Here is a 17,793-nt window from a genome sequence, read left to right on the forward strand (position 1 = left end):
TTTATAAAGACGCTATTAATAAATCAATATTCCTGGATAACAATCCGAATTTATCTCCAATAACTTGTTTCGTTAAAATTCCATTATACAAATAAACCCCTTCCCTCATCCCCATATCATAACGAATAGCCTTGTATATCCCCCCTTGGGCGGCTATACGCTGAAACAAAGGCAAAAATACATTACTGTAAGCAATAGAAGCCGTCCGGGCAACACGTGACAATACATTGGGAACGCAATAATGAATAACCCCCTCATAAGTATACACCGGCTTTTCATGGGTAGTCGGACCGGAAGTCTCTATGCATCCCCCATGGTCAATAGACATGTCAACAATAACAGCACCTCTCTTCATCAAACGTACCTGCTCTTCCGTTACGATGATATTGGATGCATTATCAAAACAACGCAAAGCCCCGATCAGCACATCAGCAGAAGCCAGAGCCCGGTCGACGATGGGCTTATGAAATACGGAAGTATAAACACGCTGACCCAATACCTCATTCAAATGGCGCAAACGGGCCACCGAATGATCAAAAACCTTCACCGTAGCCCCCAATCCCAAAGCCGTACGGGCTGCAAATTCCCCCAAAGTTCCGGCACCCAGTATCACAATCTCTGTCGGGGTAATACCACTCACTCCTCCAAGAAGGACCCCCTTCCCACCCCTGGAATTATTCAAATATTCACTGGCAATCATAATGGCAGAATTTCCGGCTAACTCACTCATAATCCGTACAACAGGGAAATACCCGTCAGCATCCTTCAAAATATCAAACCCGATAGCCGTAATCTTCTTTTGCATCATCTCCGTTATGGCATCCTTACGCAAATCCCCCAATTTCAAAGGAGAAAGGACCACCTGCTGTTCATGCATATAAGCCGTATCTGCAACAGTAACAGAAGTAGCCTTAATCACCATATCTGCCCTGTAAACTTCAGGCAATGTCTCAACAATAACAGCACCGGCTTCCGCATATTCACAATCCGTATAATGTGCATTCTCTCCTGCCTTCCGCTGCAACCACACTTCATGTCCCATAGACACTAAAATCTGGACGGATTCGGGAGTCAGGCAAACCCGGCTTTCCCCCTTATCCAGCTCATTCGGGATCCCGATGAGCAGTTTCTTCTGCTTTTTCTCGGAAAAAAGTTCTTTTTCCTCATACAGGAACCATTGTTTAGTAATGGTTCCCGACATTTTTCCTTTGGTGTCCATATCAAATCAATGCGAATAGGTCTACATCTCCACCCTCAATATTCTACTACCGGAAGGATGTTCAGAGAAATAGCAGTTTACGATATGTTCAGGCAATAACTCTTCAATCTTCTCCGGCCACTCGACAAAACACCTGCCACCCCCGTAAAAATATTCCTCATAGCCAAAATCCAGTGCCTCTGATACATCATTTACGCGATAAAAATCAAAATGATATACAGATTCCCCTTTTTTTGTCAAATATTCGTTTACTATAGCAAAAGTAGGAGAACTTACATCATCTTCCACCCCTAAACAAGCGGCTACCGCTTTTACAAAAGTGGTTTTGCCAACTCCCATCGGCCCATATAAAGCAAAGAGAGTCTTCCCCTCTGTATAAGCCAGAAACTCTTCCGCCACCCTTTCTATATCCGATAAATCCTTAATAATCCACTCCATACTCAGAGATTCAAATAATACTTTTTAAAAAATTCCAGATAAGATTCCATTCCTTTCTTCTCCAGCAAAGCATTCAAATTTACTTCAGTAATGATAAAATTCGTATAATCTATATTTCGTAAAGGCTTCAACAATTTACGGTTACTCACCACCGCATTGAAATAACGCATCCCTTCCTCTTTACTATTAAAACCTGAAATCACCATACAATCATTCTTCTCATCAAACTTCAAATTATTTAAAACCAAACCGGCAAAGTTAAAGTCCTCAAATACGGTCTTTAGTTTATAAGGGTCTATCGTATTGGGATAAATAAGCACAAATTTATGAGCCACACTTTTATTATAGACAAAATCCCCCTCTTCAATACCCACTGCACCCGCATTTTTCAGGTAATTGTCATTAAAAAATTTCAAATACTCCTCCATATATTCATTCTCCGTCAAAGCCTTCATATTGGTTTCCGTGATAATAAAAGTCTCATAGTTCGTACCGGCCAGATAATCAAATACAGCTTTATCCTTCAATACAGCATTCATATAATTCAAGGCTGGCTCTTTAGTCCCGATTTTCTTGACTACAATCAATTCAAACTGATTATTATAATCTTCTTTCACCAGGGTAAAGCCCGGTTCTATCCTCCGCAGCAATTCAGCAACCTGTTGGATATTCACTTCCCGAAAAGGGACAGCCAGAACAAAATCATGCGAAATCCTCGCTTCATACCTGAACACATGGGCTACAGTACCCCATTTCCCTGCCAGAATCTCTCCCTCACGACGGTCTTCAAAATAATTTTCTGTAAAGAAATCCAGGTAATCATCCGTTTTTCTCAGGCGTTTCAAAACCTTCAGGTTCTTCTCGTCAATAGCAAACATCCGGTACACCCCATTGCCGATGATCCTTAGTAAATGTCTGTCGGTAGCTATCCGGTTCAAGTATTTCAAAGCCTCGCTGGCATCCCGAAACTCACCTATTTTCAATCCATTCTGCCTGTGCCAGAACTCTTCTTTTTTCATCTCCATCTTTCCCCTTTCTGCCTCCTCGGAAGCATTGATAAATGTCATCCTTGCTTTAAAACGAGTTTCAGAGATTACATTAAACTCCGGGGGAAGAAGGACAATCACACTATGCGCCTGTTCTTTTTCAAATTTATAAGTAGTTTCCTCCTTTCTGCTCCTTCCGCTTTGTACCTCTTCGTCAAACCGCCAATTCCGGTGGGCCTGCAAAGACCGGGCTTCGGCCATTTCCAAAGAAGTATACCTCACCGGCCTTTCTCCGCTCGCTAAAGAAGCCAGAACCTGATTGACCACAGAGTGTATCTCCCGGTTCGGAGAAGCTTCCAGAACCAGATTCAGCGCAGCCTTCCCTTCTTCTGCAGGACGAGTGTTCACCACACACATGGCTTTCAGAAAAAGGACATTGGCTTTCAATTTATTATCCGGATAATTCTTCAAGATATTATCACAGATACCGATAGCTTCACCGTAAAAAACTTGCTGGTAATAATGATAAGCCTGCTCATAGAGTCGTTCCACTACTTTTGTCACATCTTCCACCTTCTGAAAATGATCAGGGTCCTGGATTCCCAGGGCAAAATCACTTTCCGGGAAACGGGTAAGCAGTTGCCGTTTATACTGCTCGGCCTCAACAAATTTACCGGCTTTCTGAGCCGCTTTGTTGGCCAGATAATATACCATCGGCAAATTATTATTAGCCGGAGAACGCCTGATATAAGCATCAAAACACTCCATTGCCTTGACCGGATCATCAAACTTATACATATAAAGTTCACCAGCCTGATAATAAGCATCTTCTATTTTTTTTACAGCCACTTCACGCGCTTCCTGAGTCAAAGGAATATCTTTCAGGTAATATTCCCGGCTCTTCGCATCCAGATTCTCTTTTTTCTGCTCTCCTTCTGCCGCCAGATCTTCATTCAGACTGTTAAACTCAACCATGGACTTATTTTGTCTCCTCCAGTTGTCCTCTAACTTGCGCCTTCCCCATTTCCGCTTAAAATCGTTTTTCCCCAAGGCTATGGTCACCGGATTATAAAAATACCAGTCATTTCCGTTACCACTATTCTGCGAAAAAGCATCTCCCCGGCTAAGCATTTGATTCCGGTCAAAAAAATGACGTTCCGCCTGTTCCCGCCGGGCCTGCTCCCTCGCTCTTTCTTCTTCGTCCTTAATCTGTTGGATTTTATCATCAATCAAACTATTTCTCTCTGCCTCAGGCAAGTCGGCTATACGTAACAAACTATCCTGTAACTGAATAGTACGTATACTACCCACCAAATCCGTCAAATCCGTCAAACGGTTTTTCAATAACTCATAATCCTCATAGCGGGAATCAATGAAATACAAGCAGGAATCATAACACGCCTGGGCCTGCAGATAATCCCGTTCCTTAAAATAATAATCCCCTAACTTACCGTAAGAAAGGGCTTGCTGGTTATCATTATTTACAGAAGCCTGAACCGACTTCCAATATAAACTGACAGCCTCTTTTTCATTTCCTTTTTTTTCTTCAATATTCGCTAAGGCATAATAAATCCGGTCCTGATAATCTTCGTTTCTGGCATCCTGCAACATCTTCTGCAACTTCTTCTCCACCATCCCGCTCCCCTGCTCATAAGCCAATGCCATATTAATTTTGGCATTAAACACCATCTCATAATTAAAGTTAAAACGAGTGACCTTCTTCAAGGCCAACCGGGCCGCCGCATCCTGATTTTCTTTCAGATAAAGTTGGGATAAAATAAAATGGTAGCGAGGTTTATGTTTCCAGTTTTTACACAAATTTATCAGCTTTTCCACCTCCGGTATAGCCTCTGCATACAAGCCTTGACGGATATAAAAATCTGCCCGGGAAGCCGTCACCAATTCTTTTTGTTTCTGGGATAACTTTGCTCCCTTCAATTGTTCCCCCACCTTCTCTGCTTCTTCATACCTCCCCATTTCAGTCAGACTTCTGAACATCCAGATGGCCACTTCCGTCATGACTTTTTCATCATCAGCATATTGGCGTTGAATAAAACGGAAAGTATTGTTAGCCATAGCATATTTCTTCTTATAGAAATAAGCTTTTCCCAACAACAAATAACACTTATCCAGCTGTTTATTAAATTCTTTCTTTTTCCGGAAAGTCTGGTAGCTCTTCGAATCCTTATTTTTGCGCCGTCTGGGTTTAGCCGTAATAGAATGCTTATCTATCGCCTTCGCCGCCTTCTCGGTAGCATAGTCCATATCCGAAGCACACAACGCCCTCGTCTGCTCATTATTAGAGACAAAAACAGGCAATAAATTGGTATAATCCTCCTTATGCCTGTTTTCCATCACTTTTATACCAGATTTTAAAGCCTGATTCCCATTAAAATAAACATTATAACGCGTAGTCATTTGATGGTAATTCCGTGAAAAGAAATTATTCTTTTTCACCGAACAACCGCTCAATACCAGCACCGACACCACTATTATATACAAAAAATATCTCATACACACCGGTATTACTCCCCGCAATATCCATCAATGTTTGGTTATTCTCACTCTTTTGGCCTGGTCCTGATTTTCCTCCACGGCTTCCACTACCTCTCTGGCCAATTGCATGAAAGCCGCTCCGGTTATACTGTCTGGATTCAAAGCCACTGGCTCTCCGGAATCTCCACCATCACAAATACTCTGCACCACCGGAATCTGGCCCAGTAAACGTAATCCCCTCTCCTCGGCCAAACGTTTGGCTCCCTCTTTACCGAAAAGATAATACTTGTTTTCGGGCAATTCCGCCGGTGTAAACCAGGCCATATTCTCAACCAAACCCAACACCGGCACCAGAATTCCCGGAGATTCAAACATATTGATACCTTTAACGGCATCCGCGAGAGCAACCTGTTGAGGGGTACTCACGACAATAGCACCGTTCAGGGCAACCGTTTGCACTAAAGTCAAATGAATATCGCTGGTGCCCGGAGGCAAATCTATCAACATAAAATCCAGTTCATCCCAATACCCTTGCTCCACCAATTGTTTCAAAGCATTTGAAGCCATAGGCCCCCGCCACACCGTGGCTGAAGCCGGATCTACAAAAAATCCGATAGACAATATCTTTACACCGTATTTTTCCACCGGTACAATCATATCATGTTCATCCACCTGTTGCATATAAGGTTGGGCATCCTCACAACCAAACATCTTCGGAATGGAAGGTCCGAAAATATCTGCATCCACCAAACCCACTTTATACCCTTGTTGTGCTAAAGCTACTGCCAAATTAGCCGCAACCGTAGATTTTCCCACTCCTCCTTTTCCCGAAGAAACCGCAATGACCTGCCTGACCTTTTCTAAAGAAAGGGGCCGTTCCAGATCGTGCATAAACACAGTCTCAATTTCCACTTCCGGATAGTCTATCAACAAAGCACGGCATTTCTTCTCAATGGCAGTAACAAAAGGATCGTTAGAGTTCTGAAAAACCAAACGAAACATCACCTTATCGCCCTCAATATGGATACGCTGAACCATATCCAACTCTACAATATGTTTGGAAGTACCCGGATATTTCACCTCTTTCAATACTTCCCTGATTTCTTTTATTTTTTCCTGTATCATATTTTTTCTGCTAAACGCTTACGCAATAAAAAACAATAATCAGTAGCAAATTTACGATTTATCCGGTGAAAACAAAAACCAGACGAACAGCTTTAAGTTAAATAAAGTATTTTACACCCGGGTATTGTACTTCCTCAAACCGGCCCTCAAAAGAGCATAGTCAGGACACACACTTTTGACAGTCTTCCAAAAAGCTGCCGAATGATTCTTCTCCTTCGTATGACATAACTCATGCAGAATCACATAATCAATCAATTCATCCGGCAATTTCATCAACTTAATATTCAGACTGATATTATTTTCAAAAGAACAACTGCCCCAATTTGAAATATTGTTCCGGAAAGTCAGTTTTCCGAATTTAAATCCGTATTTCGCTGCATAGAATCTCACGCGCTGAGGTAAATATTGCCTGGCTTCCAGGGCATATATTTCTAACAAGAACTGTTGAACGACCTTTTCCACCCGGTCAAACACCACCTTTTTCGGCACAAATAAGGCAATTACTTCTTTTTCTATCCGGTAAAACGGTTTTTCTTCTTCCGTCTCTTCTATTTTAAGGATATGTAGCTTGGTCTTGATTTCCGCACCGATACGGAGTCCCACCCCGGTATCTTGCTCATACACTTTCATGTCTTTGCAATTCTGCAAAATCCACTCCCGGCTGTCATTCAGGAATTTCTCGGTTTGCTTCCGGCTCACCCCATAAGGAACACTGACCCACACTCCTCGTCCCGGAGCCATCCGAATCCGCAAATACTTAATATTCGCACTCCGTCTCACCTTAATCTCTCCGATTCCCGGTATCTCAATAACATCCATACACCATCCGAACAAAAATTTAACCGACTAAAAAAAGGAGAACACCTATAAGGCACTCTCCTTCCTGATTCTTTAGCAAACTGCCGGAATTATGCTTTTTTTACCAGATCGCTCAATTTAGAAAAAGCACCATCCACACTAACCATAAGGTCCTTACAAATGGACTGATAATAAGCTTTTCTTTCTCCCTTAGCAATTGCTTTTCCGGCATTTACCCTGCGACGCATATCGTTCCGGGCATCAATGATTTGCTGTACAACATCACCCAACTCATCCGCACTTTTTCCATAAGCCAAACAATTCAGGCTATCATTAACAACAGCAAAAGTCAAATAATCAATATCCTTCTTTAATCTTCTTATACTTGCCATATCCAATAAAAATTTAATTTTTTCCAAAAGTAGATATTTTCTTCCAGATTATTCTGATTTTTTCGGAAAAATTATTTCCACATTCAGACACGGGATTCCAACAACATATCCAGAACAACGATTGCAGTCATTGCTTCTACTACCGGTACAGCCCGAGGTACCACACAGGGATCATGACGTCCGTGTGCTTCCAGTTCCACCTCCTCTCCTTCCCGGGTGATTGTATCCTGCCGTTTGGTAATCGTCGCTACCGGTTTAAAGGCGACCCGGAAATATATATCTTCCCCGTTGGAGATCCCTCCCTGTATTCCTCCTGAACGGTTCGTTTCAGTCCGGACTTTTCCTTCTTTCATGACAAACGGGTCATTATGCTCACTACCCCGCATTCCGGCTGCAGCAAATCCGCTTCCGTATTCAAATCCCTTGACGGCATTAATACTGAACATAGCATGAGCCAAACGGGCCTGAAACCGGTCAAATACCGGCTCACCCAAACCGACAGGCACTCCCTTGACAACGCAACTGACCACCCCGCCAACACTGTCTCCTTCATCCCGGAGCTTCCGGATCAAAGCGGTCATTTTTTCTGCCGTACCGGCATCCGGACAACGGACGATGTTCATCTCCGCATCTTCCAGCTTCACTTCGCTGTAACCCCAGGGCATAACAACATGTCCCACCTGAGAGGTATATCCCTGAATACTTATTCCGTAACGGGCAAGCACTTGTCTGGCAATGGCCCCGGCAACCACCCGCGCTATATGTTCCCGGGCAGAAGAACGTCCGCCACCCCGGTAATCCCGGATGCCATATTTCTTCTCCCACGTATAATCGGCATGAGAAGGACGGTAAAGCCCTTTCAAATGGTCATAATCCCGGCTGTTCTGATTCCGGTTCCGAACCAAAAAACCAATGGGCATACCGGTAGTAACCCCTTCAAAAATACCGGAGAGAATCTCAACCTCATCCTCTTCATGACGAGGAGTAGAAATATCCGATTGTCCGGGCCTGCGCCGGCCCAGTTCCCTCTGAATAGCTTTCACCGACAATCTCACCCCCGCAGGACAGCCTTCCACTACTCCCCCAACAGCAACGCCATGCGATTCTCCGAATGACATCAACCGGAATATTTTCCCGATACTGTTCCCAGACATAATAAAAATTCAGGAAAAGAAAAACATCAATGACAACACCCGCATCCCTCTTCATGGGAGTCGCATCCGCCCCCGCAACCGCCATCCGAACCGCAGCCGCTGCAACCACCGCATTTATGAGAGTGAAGGGCTTCCAATTCCTCATCCGTCGCATCCCGGACATCCAATACCTCTCCCTTGAAATAAAGGTCCTTGCCAGCTAAAGGATGATTGAAATTCACTCTCACCTCTTCCTCTCCGATTTGCTCTATTTTCCCTTGCAGACGACGACCGATACTATCCATCATTGGAAGCACATGCCCAACTACCATGTCAGCAGCATCCACCTCCTGGAAAATTTCCTTAGGCAGGTCAACAATCATATCTCCATTTACCTCACCATATGCATTCGCTGCCGGAATCTTAAAATCAAACCGGTCTCCCTTTTTCTTTTCCAACAAATTCAATTCAAAATATTCCAAGGTCTGTCCCTGACCGCAAATAAACTCCAGGGGCCGGTCCGTTCCGGCGGTTTCCAGCAACTCTCCGTCTTTCTCTGTTCTCAACTCATAACTGACAGTGACGAATTTATTTTTAGTAATCATTCTTGTATTTTTAATTGGTTTAAGGTGCAAAAATACAACAATTCACTCATTTTTCAAAACCTCAACCGGCTTTACCCGGACAGCCCGGAAGGTCAGATAACTCACGGTCAATAAAGTCACTAAAAAAGCGATTCCCCCCGCTCCGGCAAAGACCCACCAACTCAGGGAAGTCTGCACCACAAAACTTTCCAGCCAGTAACTCAGAAAATAGTAACTCAAAATACAAGCTATACCGAAGGACAAAGCAGTCAAACGGATAAAATTCATATTCAGCAAAAACATCAGACTACCCAGAGTAGCACCATTCACTTTCCGTATACCGATTTCTTTCATCCGTCCCAGCATCGTATAATAAGCCATGGCAAACAAACCGGTCACACTCAACAGCAAAGTGATAATCATCGCCCAAAAAAATATATCCTGAAGACGGGTTTCCGATCTATACAATTCACTGTATTCGTCATCCAAAAAACGATAAGCAAAAGACCGGTCCCCCAAATACCTTTCCCATATCCGCTGCATGGCCCGGATAGCTTCCCGGGGATTTCCCTCCACCTTGCACATAATCACATAACGATTCAAACCCGACTCCCATATGGGCATGTAAAAAACAGGATCAGATTTCCGATCCATTTTTTTGGAATAAACGCTCTGAACAACTCCCTTGACCGTAAAATTTTGCCCCCAGAGCACCAGTACGCTCCCCACCGGCTCCTTTAATTCCAGTTGTTTCACCGCATTTTCATCCAACACAGCATCATGATAGGCCTCCCGATTCCGGAAAGGATTTTCTCCTTCAATCCATTCGATTCCCATCATATCGAAATAGTTATCACCTACCTCACACACTTCAAATTGTACCCTTTCTGTTGAACCTTGCTTTTGAATCGGATAACCGTCGGCCCAATACATAGGTAAAGCATTACGTATTGTCACTTCCTTTACATCCGGTACACCCAGCAACTCATTTCGGACCGCTTCATAATGTGATACCATGTCCATCGGAGCATAACTGCAAATCACATTCTTTTTATCAAATCCCAAATCGTAATCAATCATGTAATTTACCTGCTTATGTACAAAAAAGATAAGAAGCAAAAACGCTATGGACACCGTAAACTGCACTACAATCAGTAAATTCTGCAAAAAAGACAACCTTTTACCTCTAAACTTTCCGTTCAACGTCTGCAAAACATTAAAACGGGTCATATAAAACGCCGGATACAAACCCGCTCCCAATAACGCAATAATATAAACGACAGTCAAATACACATACAAAAATCCGGAAGTAAAATCCAATTTCAGCTCACACCCCGACAACTGGTTAAATAACGGCAATCCCAATAAAGCCAGAATAACAGCTATTCCCAACGCCAGCAAAACAAAACCCGATATTTCCCTCAATGACCCCCAAATCAACATTCTGCGGTCTGCCCCATATGTCTTTTTCACGCCTATCTCCCGGGCTCTTAAAAAGGAAGTAACAATCAACAAATTAATACAATTGATACAGGCTACCAGTAAAATAGCCAAAGCGATCCCCCCCAACACATAAACCAAAATTTTGTTTCCGGATCCGTTTGAACCCCAAGGCCCCAAGTGGATATCTTTCAAAGGTTCCAGTTTGACCAAAACCCCCATCTCCTTCATCAGGATGTTCTCATCCGATAAATCCGTCAGTTTTTTTTCCAACCCCGAGCGGTCCGTCAAAAACGGAGCATACAAATAAGTTTTGAACACATTACCCCCGCAATTCAAATCACGGCACCTCCCGTAAAACGGAACGACAACATCAGCTTGTATATGAGAAAAATAAGGGATGTCCTCCATCACAGCAGAAATGGTATATTCCCCCTGATTGACCGGCTGCCCGATAGGATTTTTATCCCCGAACCACATCCGGGCCATTTTTTCACTGATCACCATTTTATTGGGAGCATCCAGACACGTTTTCGGGTCTCCCGCTCTCAGAGGAAAAGTGAAAAAAGTAAAAAAATTATCATCCGTTTGAATCATCCGGTCCGACTCTTTCAATTCATTATCTATCCGAATCTCCAGTCCTGCTCCTGCTATACGACACACGGCTTTTACCTCCGGAAACCCTTCTTTCATCCGATCGCCTACTTGTCGAAAAGTTCCGGTACTCCGTTTTAAATCCCTGTTTATCTCAACTACCCTGAAAATATGTTCCCCATTGTCATGGAAACGGTCATATCTGAACTCATTGAATACCCACAAGCCGAGTAACAGGACTACTGCAATCCCTATACTCAGACAACCGATTGCCATAATTGAAACACTTTTATGCCGGGCCAGTATGCGCACAAAAAACTTAAAATAATTTTTCATAAACATCTTTTGTCTTTTTATTCTGTCTCCTCTTTTTACAAATTCTATACCAGTGATACATTATACTAATAATCAACACAATATATATCCTTCTCATATATATTCTGTATAATTAATTGACACCATTGTCCATTTTTTTTACTATCCGGAAAATGGAAAATAAAATTTTCCGAAGGTATTCCTAAAAAAACCCCCAAAGCAATCCCCTTTTTACAAAAAAATGGTACTTTCGCACTAATTTACATATTCTAAAAATGCGTCATTACGATTATATCATTGCAGGAAGCGGACTGGCAGGACTTTATACCGCCTGGCATGCTGCCGCTTACGGGAAAGTTGCTCTATTGACCAAATCAGGCATTACGGAAAGTAATTCTTACTTTGCCCAGGGAGGAATAGCAGCAGTCACGGATGAAGACGATGCCCCGGCCCTGCATTTTGAGGATACCATCATTGCCGGCCGCGGCCTTTGTGATTATCCGGCAGTAGACATTTTAGTGAACGAGGGACCCCAACGCATAAAAGAACTGATTGAAGCAGGCATGCATTTCGACATGGAAGACGGAAGCCTTGCTTTAGGACTGGAAGGAGGACACCACCGGAAACGCATATTGCATGCCGGCGGTGATGCCACCGGAAGAATGGTGACCAGTTTCATGATCAGCAAAGTCATCAATAATCCCCACATAGACATTTATGAAAACCATTCGGTCATCGGCATCTTACAGGAAAACAACTGCTGTTACGGTGTCCGGGCCTGGAATCTGGTCTCCCAATCGGAAGAATTGTTCTGTGCCCCCCATACTTTTCTTACCCTGGGAGGTACTTCTGCCATCTATAAACGTACTACCAACCCTCATACAACCATCGGCGACGGACTGGCGCTGGCCTATAACGCCGGATGCGAAATTGCCGATATGGAATTCATTCAATTTCATCCGTCTGCCATTTACACCGACTCAGAAGAAGCCTTTTTAATCAGCGAAGCCGTACGCGGCGAAGGCGCCCATCTCATCAACCAGCAGGGAGAACGTTTTATGCCGGCCATCCACGAACTGGCAGAACTGGCCCCCCGGGACATCGTGGCCCAATCTATCTACAGTCAGATGAGAAAATACAATCAGGATTTTGTCTGGTTGTCACTGCGCCATCTGGACAAGCAAACAATACAACATCGCTTTCCCAATATTTATGAAAAATGCAGGGAACTGGGGATTGACATGTGCGACCGCATACCGGTGGCACCTGCCGCCCATTACATGGTTGGCGGTGTCCGGACGGATTTGAACGGACAGACCAACATCAACAATCTGTATATTTGCGGAGAACTGGCATCATCGGGAATCATGGGTGCCAACCGCCTGGCCTCCAATTCTCTGATAGAATGCCTGGTCTTTGGAAGAAGAGCCGTCGAAGCTTCCCGCCGGGTAATACCGGCAACCGCCTGGCCGGATTTCTCTCCCCGCTATCATTGCAACAATCAGCACGCCTCTTTCTATATCCGGTTGAAGAAAAACATTTCCCGGTTGATGACGGTACATGCCGGTATTATCCGCAATGCCGGTTTGCTCCGCGAAGGATTAGACAAATTACAGTTATACAAAGCAGAAATACCCCGGGAAGAAAACGAGTATTACAACCTGATCAGCCACAACCTGATCACCGTCGCCGAATTAATTATCCGCTCGGCCCTCTACCGTCAGGAAAGCCGGGGAGGCCATTTCAGGGAAGACTTTCCGGAACCCGACGATTCTTATCTCTACCACATCGTACAACAAAAAAACAAGGAACTCCGGACCTTACCCATTAATACACACAAACAAAAAAACTAAATCATCATGATACAATACGACCAACTCATTGACCAATTGATAGACCTTGCCATTGAAGAGGATATCGCTACAGGTGATGTAACCACAAACTCCATTATTCCGGCTCATTCCCGTGCCGTAGCGGAAATGAAAATGAAAGCAGACGGTGTGATTTCAGGACTTTCCGTTGCCCGCCGGGTATATGAACGTTTCGAAAAAGACATCGTCTGGCACCCGCTTGTACAAGACGGAGACCGAGTGAAAAAAGGGGATATTATCCTTCGCATTGAAGCCAGCTACCGTTGCCTGCTTCTGGGCGAACGCCTTTCTTTGAATATCCTCCAACGGATGTCCGGCATCGCTACCGAAACCGCTAAATACGTCCGGGAACTGGATGGGAGCCATACCCGACTGCTGGATACCCGGAAAACCGCACCTGGTTTACGGGTTCTCGACAAAATGGCTGTCAAGGACGGAGGAGCTACCAACCATCGTATGGGACTTTACGATATGGCTATGATTAAAGACAATCACATCAAAGTAGCCGGGGGAATCACGAATGCTGTCCGGGCTGTCCGGGCCAATGTTCCGGATGGAATAAAAATAGAAGTGGAAACCACCAACCTGGAGGAAGTACGGGAAGCTCTATCGGTAAAAGCGGACATCATCATGCTCGACAACATGGCCAACGATGAAATGGCTGAAGCCGTAAGAATCATTGCCGGCCAAGCTCAGACCGAGGCTTCCGGGAATATGAACATTCCACGTTTAAAAGAGGTTGCAGCCACAGGGGTAGACTTTATCAGTGTCGGAGCACTCACCCACTCCGTCACGGCATTAGACATCAGCATGAATATCAAGAACAATTAAATCTTTTACTTTTTGCCTTTCTTTGTTATCTTTGAAGCCGAAAACAAAAAACTATGACGAATACAGAAATCATGCACCGGATTGAACAGCTGAAAAAAGAAAAAAACGCTGTTATTCTGGCTCATTACTATACTCGTCCCGAGGTTCAGGATATTGCCGATTATTTAGGAGACTCCCTGGGATTAGCACAAGAAGCAGCAAAAACAAATGCAGACATTATTGTATTTTGCGGGGTACATTTCATGGCAGAAACTGCAGCCATTATCTGTCCCGGCAAAAAAGTACTGATACCCGCTCTGGGGGCCGGATGTTCTCTGGCAGAAAGCATTACGGGATACGAACTGAGAGAATGGAAAAAAAACAATCCCGAAGGAGTTATTGTCAGCTATGTGAATACCACAGCAGAAGTAAAAGCGTGGACCGATATATGCTGTACTTCTGCCAATGCCCTGGAGGTTGTTAAAAGTATTCCGGCAGATAAAAAAATACTTTTTGTTCCGGACAGGAACTTAGGAGCCTGGATCAGCAAAGTAACCGGACGGCCTATGGAATTATGGAACGGCAATTGCTGTGTACACGAACGGATTACAACGGAAATGATTCTGAACAAGAGTCTGGAATATCCGCAGGCCGAGATCCTCATTCATCCCGAATCCCGCTGTTCGCATGACGAGAAAATCTTAAACCTGCCACAAGCCTATCTGTATTCTACGGCAGGAATGATCAGACATGCGGCAAATTCTCCTGCCAAACAGTTTATTATTGCTACTGAAACAGAGACAATACATAAGCTTCAAAAAGACAATCCGGAAAAAGAATTCATTCCCGTTCATCCGCAGACCATCTGTGGACAAATGAAAAAAATAACCCTTCCCAACGTATGCGAAGCTTTGGAAAAAGAGCAGTACATCGTAACGGTTGCGGAAAAAATCCGGCAAAAAGCTTTACTTCCGATTGAAAGAATGTTAAAAATAAAATAACGAGTAAATAGAGCACCATGAATATATCTTTAAATTGGCTGAAAGATTACATTCAGACAGACTTAAATGTTGAAGAAATCTGTGAAATACTGACCAGTATCGGACTGGAAGTCGGCGGTTATGAAAAATTCGAATCCATCCGGGGAGGATTAAAAGGACTGGTTGTCGGAGAAGTGAAAACCTGTGAACCTCATCCGGATTCCGACCATCTGCATATAACAACGGTAGATTTAGGAGACGGATGTCTCACTCCCATTGTCTGCGGAGCTCCGAATGTTGCAGCCGGACAAAAAGTGATCGTAGCCACCTTGGGCACGGTCCTGTATGATGGCGACAAGGAATTTGTAATTAAAAAATCAAAAATCCGGGGACAGGAATCAGAGGGCATGATCTGTGCGGAAGATGAAATCGGCATCGGACATGACCATGCCGGAATTATAGTCTTACCGGAAGATGTAAAAGTAGGTACTCCTGCTGCGGAGTATTACCACATCACCACAGACTATACCATCGAAATAGACATTACCCCCAACCGCGTGGATGGCGCCTCCCATTTAGGGGTTGCCCGGGACCTGGCAGCTTATCTGGGACAGAAACAGGACATTACCTATACCCTGCCCTCCGTAGACCATTTCAAAACCGACTGCAATACAGCCCGGATATCCATAGAAGTTCAACGTCCGGAAGCTTGCCGCCGTTACGCAGGAATCTGCATCGAAGGAGTAAAAATACAAGAATCCCCCGAATGGTTGCAAACACGCCTGAAAGCCATCGGACTGCACCCCATCAACAACGTGGTGGACGTAACCAATTATATTCTTTTTGAATTGGGACAACCTTTACATTCTTTCGATAAAGACAAAATCAAGGGCAACAAAGTCATTGTCCGTAGTTTTCCCACAGGAACAAAATTTACTACTCTGGACGGGACAGAACGGGAATTAAATGAAAACGACCTTATGGTCTGCAATACCGAAGAACCTATGTGTATAGCAGGAGTATTCGGAGGACTGGAAAGCGGTATCACCGATCAGACCACCAATGTCTTTCTGGAAAGTGCCTGTTTTGATCCGGTTTTTGTCCGGAAAACGGCACGGCGCCACGGACTCAACACGGACGCATCATTCCGTTTTGAAAGGGGTACCGACCCGAATATCGTTATTTATGCATTAAAACGGGCAGCTTTACTGATAAAAGAATTAGGCGGAGGTAAGATTACTTCTGACATCATAGATATTTATCCGGAACCTGTCAAAGATTTTGAAGTAGAGGTAAAATATGCCCGCATCGACCGCCTGATTGGCAAAGCTATCGGACATGACCGAATCAAAAAAATCCTGCATTCGCTGGAAATAAAGATTGTGCGGGAAGATGAAGAAGGATTACTTCTGCTGGTCCCGCCCTACCGTGTGGATGTCCGGCGCGAAGCTGATGTGATTGAAGACATTCTTCGTATTTATGGATTCAACAACATCGAAGTTCCGGCAAAAGTCAATTCGACCTTGAGTTATTCCGAAAAACCAGACGATTTTCAGCTCAAAAATAAAATTGCCGATCTTTTGGTGGCCAATGGGTTTCACGAAATCATGAATAATTCATTAACGAAAGCTTCTTATTTCGAAAACCTGGGCACTTATCACCCCGAACAAACTGTTCTGCTGTTCAATCCGCTTAGCTCAGATTTGTGTGCTATGCGTCAAAGCCTGCTATTCGGAGGATTGGAAACCATCGCATACAACATCAACCGGAAAAACAACAACCTGCGTCTTTTCGAATTCGGAAAGGCTTATACTTTCCACCGGAAAGAAGGGGACAACCACCTCAAACAATATAAGGAAGAAGATAAACTTGCTTTATTTATCACCGGAAACAAAATTCAGGCTTCCTGGAACAGTAAAGAAGAAAAAACCGACTTCTTCAATATGAAAAGCTACGCGGAAATGATTCTTATCCGTATGGGATTCAAGCCGGAATTCCTTAACATGGAAGAAACGGCTGAGGATATATACCGCGAAGGACTGACTTATTCTCAGAATGGAAAACACATCGTAACTCTGGGCATGTTAAGTCATTCAGTTTTAAAATCATTAGACATAGACCAGGAAGTCTATTATGCTGAATTTTCCTGGGAAAACATATTGAAGGCATTGAAAAACCACACCATCAGTTTTACTCCCATGCCGAAATTTCCGGCGGTAAAACGCGATTTGGCTTTGCTCCTAGATAAAAAAGTCAGTTTCAAAGAAGTGCGGGACATTGCCATGCGAACTGAAAAAAGTTTATTGAAATCAGTCAGTTTATTTGATGTTTATGAAGGTGAAAAATTAGGTACGGATAAAAAATCCTACGCTGTAAGTTTCACTATTCAGGATGAAGAAAAAACCCTCACCGACAAACAGATTGATAAAATCATGAATAAGCTGATGGGGGCTTATCAGCACTTATTGGGAGCAGAAATCCGATAATCTGCCATACCTTGGGGAAGTTGTCTGAAAACTCCACAGGATTCAGGCAACTTCTTTTTATTTCCGGCATAAATTGTTTCGGAACGCTCCAGCCGGAATCGTTATTGTAGCTAAATTTACATCTTT

At 43.8% G+C, this 17,793-nt stretch carries 13 protein-coding genes; 4 read left to right on the forward strand and 9 right to left on the reverse strand.

The genetic code is table 11. The features are described from left to right. Nucleotide 1 precedes the first annotated feature (1 nt). From D1136_RS01395 to D1136_RS01435, 9 genes are all read right to left on the reverse strand, one after another. Nucleotides 2-1,219, reverse strand: coding sequence for an alanine dehydrogenase (locus D1136_RS01395; RefSeq protein ID WP_161875827.1), 1,218 nt, complete (start codon nucleotides 1,217-1,219; stop codon nucleotides 2-4). A 21-nt stretch (nucleotides 1,220-1,240) separates the two neighbouring features. Then, nucleotides 1,241-1,657 carry a tRNA (adenosine(37)-N6)-threonylcarbamoyltransferase complex ATPase subunit type 1 TsaE gene (gene tsaE / locus D1136_RS01400; RefSeq protein WP_161875828.1) on the reverse strand — a complete coding sequence of 139 codons (417 nt, stop codon included), beginning with the start codon at nucleotides 1,655-1,657 and terminating at the stop codon, nucleotides 1,241-1,243. A gap of 2 nt (nucleotides 1,658-1,659) precedes the next feature. Next, a complete protein-coding gene (locus D1136_RS01405) occupies nucleotides 1,660-5,157 on the reverse strand; it encodes a hypothetical protein (protein ID WP_161875829.1) in 3,498 nt (1,165 codons plus the stop codon). 30 nt (nucleotides 5,158-5,187) lie between these two features. Further along, nucleotides 5,188-6,264 carry an Mrp/NBP35 family ATP-binding protein gene (locus tag D1136_RS01410; protein WP_161875830.1) on the reverse strand — a complete coding sequence of 359 codons (1,077 nt, stop codon included), beginning with the start codon at nucleotides 6,262-6,264 and terminating at the stop codon, nucleotides 5,188-5,190. 111 nt (nucleotides 6,265-6,375) lie between these two features. Next, nucleotides 6,376-7,083 (reverse strand): M48 family metallopeptidase, encoded by a 708-nt coding sequence (locus tag D1136_RS01415; protein ID WP_161875831.1) that lies wholly within the window; start codon nucleotides 7,081-7,083, stop codon nucleotides 6,376-6,378. Between the two features lie 89 nt (nucleotides 7,084-7,172). Beyond that, a complete protein-coding gene (locus D1136_RS01420) occupies nucleotides 7,173-7,454 on the reverse strand; it encodes a hypothetical protein (RefSeq protein WP_161875832.1) in 282 nt (93 codons plus the stop codon). An 83-nt stretch (nucleotides 7,455-7,537) separates the two neighbouring features. Further along, nucleotides 7,538-8,608 carry a chorismate synthase gene (gene aroC, locus D1136_RS01425; RefSeq protein WP_161875833.1) on the reverse strand — a complete coding sequence of 357 codons (1,071 nt, stop codon included), beginning with the start codon at nucleotides 8,606-8,608 and terminating at the stop codon, nucleotides 7,538-7,540. A gap of 26 nt (nucleotides 8,609-8,634) precedes the next feature. Then, nucleotides 8,635-9,192 (reverse strand): peptidylprolyl isomerase, encoded by a 558-nt coding sequence (locus D1136_RS01430; RefSeq protein ID WP_161875834.1) that lies wholly within the window; start codon nucleotides 9,190-9,192, stop codon nucleotides 8,635-8,637. A 42-nt stretch (nucleotides 9,193-9,234) separates the two neighbouring features. Beyond that, on the reverse strand, nucleotides 9,235-11,541 hold the full coding sequence (locus D1136_RS01435) for an ABC transporter permease (protein WP_161875835.1): 2,307 nt from the start codon (nucleotides 11,539-11,541) through the stop codon (nucleotides 9,235-9,237). A gap of 254 nt (nucleotides 11,542-11,795) precedes the next feature. Between D1136_RS01435 and nadB the strand changes: the two genes are divergently transcribed. The 4 genes from nadB to pheT are packed head-to-tail and all read left to right on the forward strand — an operon-like array spanning nucleotide 11,796 to nucleotide 17,667. After that, nucleotides 11,796-13,373 carry an L-aspartate oxidase gene (gene nadB, locus D1136_RS01440; protein ID WP_161875836.1) on the forward strand — a complete coding sequence of 526 codons (1,578 nt, stop codon included), beginning with the start codon at nucleotides 11,796-11,798 and terminating at the stop codon, nucleotides 13,371-13,373. Nucleotides 13,374-13,379: 6 nt separating this feature from the next. Next, nucleotides 13,380-14,222 (forward strand): carboxylating nicotinate-nucleotide diphosphorylase, encoded by an 843-nt coding sequence (gene nadC / locus D1136_RS01445; RefSeq protein WP_161875837.1) that lies wholly within the window; start codon nucleotides 13,380-13,382, stop codon nucleotides 14,220-14,222. Nucleotides 14,223-14,275: 53 nt separating this feature from the next. Next, nucleotides 14,276-15,202, forward strand: a complete 927-nt coding sequence (nadA, locus tag D1136_RS01450; RefSeq protein ID WP_161875838.1) for a quinolinate synthase NadA — start codon at nucleotides 14,276-14,278, stop codon at nucleotides 15,200-15,202. 17 nt (nucleotides 15,203-15,219) lie between these two features. After that, a complete protein-coding gene (gene pheT, locus D1136_RS01455; protein WP_161875839.1) occupies nucleotides 15,220-17,667 on the forward strand; it encodes a phenylalanine--tRNA ligase subunit beta in 2,448 nt (815 codons plus the stop codon). The last annotated feature ends 126 nt before the right edge of the window (nucleotides 17,668-17,793 follow it).

Origin of the sequence: Odoribacter sp. Z80, from assembly GCF_009935865.1 — a bacterium.
Taxonomy (GTDB): domain Bacteria; phylum Bacteroidota; class Bacteroidia; order Bacteroidales; family Marinifilaceae; genus Odoribacter.

Bases quoted from the DNA above. Each gene is read 5' to 3' on its own strand.
- D1136_RS01395 (WP_161875827.1), bottom strand. From the start codon at position 1,219: ATGGACACCAAAGGAAAAATGTCGGGAACCATTACTAAACAATGGTTC.
- tsaE (WP_161875828.1), bottom strand. From the start codon at position 1,657: ATGGAGTGGATTATTAAGGATTTATCGGATATAGAAAGGGTGGCGGAA.
- D1136_RS01405 (WP_161875829.1), bottom strand. From the start codon at position 5,157: ATGAGATATTTTTTGTATATAATAGTGGTGTCGGTGCTGGTATTGAGC.
- D1136_RS01410 (WP_161875830.1), bottom strand. From the start codon at position 6,264: ATGATACAGGAAAAAATAAAAGAAATCAGGGAAGTATTGAAAGAGGTG.
- D1136_RS01415 (WP_161875831.1), bottom strand. From the start codon at position 7,083: ATGGATGTTATTGAGATACCGGGAATCGGAGAGATTAAGGTGAGACGG.
- D1136_RS01420 (WP_161875832.1), bottom strand. From the start codon at position 7,454: ATGGCAAGTATAAGAAGATTAAAGAAGGATATTGATTATTTGACTTTT.
- aroC (WP_161875833.1), bottom strand. From the start codon at position 8,608: ATGTCTGGGAACAGTATCGGGAAAATATTCCGGTTGATGTCATTCGGA.
- D1136_RS01430 (WP_161875834.1), bottom strand. From the start codon at position 9,192: ATGATTACTAAAAATAAATTCGTCACTGTCAGTTATGAGTTGAGAACA.
- D1136_RS01435 (WP_161875835.1), bottom strand. From the start codon at position 11,541: ATGAAAAATTATTTTAAGTTTTTTGTGCGCATACTGGCCCGGCATAAA.
- nadB (WP_161875836.1), top strand. From the start codon at position 11,796: ATGCGTCATTACGATTATATCATTGCAGGAAGCGGACTGGCAGGACTT.
- nadC (WP_161875837.1), top strand. From the start codon at position 13,380: ATGATACAATACGACCAACTCATTGACCAATTGATAGACCTTGCCATT.
- nadA (WP_161875838.1), top strand. From the start codon at position 14,276: ATGACGAATACAGAAATCATGCACCGGATTGAACAGCTGAAAAAAGAA.
- pheT (WP_161875839.1), top strand. From the start codon at position 15,220: ATGAATATATCTTTAAATTGGCTGAAAGATTACATTCAGACAGACTTA.